General features: G+C 71.3%; 1 pseudogene. It reads left to right on the top strand.

The features are described 5' to 3' along the window. Window positions 1-289, top strand: a pseudogene (locus J5F18_RS02160) (iron-sulfur cluster repair di-iron protein); the annotation flags it as partial.

Raw genomic sequence — 289 nt, 5'->3', positions numbered from 1 at the left:
GGCGGGCGCATCAGCCTGCGCGAGGCCGCCGAGCGCATCGGCCTGTCCCCCGAGGCCCTGGTCGCCGAGCTCGAGGCGCTGCCGCAAGGCTCGAGCGACGAGCGCGACTGGCAGACGGCCAGCAACGACGAGCTGATCGACCATATCCTGACCCGCTACCACGACGTCCACCGCCAGCAGCTACCCGAACTGGTGCGCATGGCGCGACGCGTCGAGCAGGTCCACGGCGAGCGCGACACCTGCCCCAACGGCCTGGCCGACCTGCTCACCCTCATCCACCAGGAGATGG

It is taken from the genome of Halomonas sp. BM-2019 (assembly GCF_017584085.1).
Note: the sequence above shows the minus strand (reverse complement) of the source record. Positions and strands in the feature narration are given on the sequence as shown.